1 pseudogene is annotated in these 274 nt (G+C 40.1%); it reads left to right on the forward strand.

The features are described from left to right. Nucleotides 1-274 (forward strand): annotated as a pseudogene (locus CF394_RS13020) (AEC family transporter); the annotation flags it as partial.

A 274-nucleotide genomic window follows, 5' to 3' on the forward strand; every position in this document is an offset into this window, starting at 1 on the left:
CAGAAAACGCTCGGCTTTGATATTCAAACGCTGTCCAAAATGTCCTTATACTTAATGTCTCCTTTTCTGGCATTTGATACGTTCTATACTAACAAACTGACGATGGATTATGTCTATCTCTCTATTTTTGTGCTGGGGCTTTGCCTGGTTCTTGTTCTATTTGTCTACTTTTTATCTTTTTTTCATAAGTATCCGAACCAAGATCGCTGTGCCATGATCCTGTCATCCGCTTTTATGAATAACGGCAATTACGGAACGCCTGTTGTCCTGCTGG

It is taken from the genome of Tetzosporium hominis (assembly GCF_002265435.1).
GTDB lineage: Bacteria > Bacillota > Bacilli > Bacillales_A > Planococcaceae > Chryseomicrobium > Chryseomicrobium hominis.